Annotated in this window: 1 protein-coding gene; it reads left to right on the forward strand. The window is 67.1% G+C overall.

Annotated features, from left to right (window positions below):
• Positions 1-289, forward strand: a 289-nt coding sequence (locus RAD15_RS44080; RefSeq protein ID WP_458184908.1) for an Ig-like domain-containing protein, incomplete at both ends; no start/stop codon positions are given.

Consider the following 289-nt stretch of genomic DNA (forward strand, 5'->3'; position numbering starts at 1 on the left):
ATGAGGTCTCGACCGATGGCGGCAGCACCTGGACCGCGGCCACAGCCGCGCAGAGCGATCTGGCCGACGGCAGCTACCAGTTCCGCGCGACCGTCACCGATCCTGCCGGCAACTCCTCGACCAGCAATGTCGTCACGGTGGTGGTCGACACGTCGGCGCCGGCGGCGGGGACGCTCTCTCTGTCGAACTATGACGACAGCGGGTCGTCGTCTGTGGACCTCAACTCGACCGACAGGGCCTTCGACCTGTCACTGAGCGGCAACGCCGATGCCAACGGCACCAGTGTGGC

This window comes from Bradyrhizobium sp. 14AA (genome assembly GCF_054185205.1).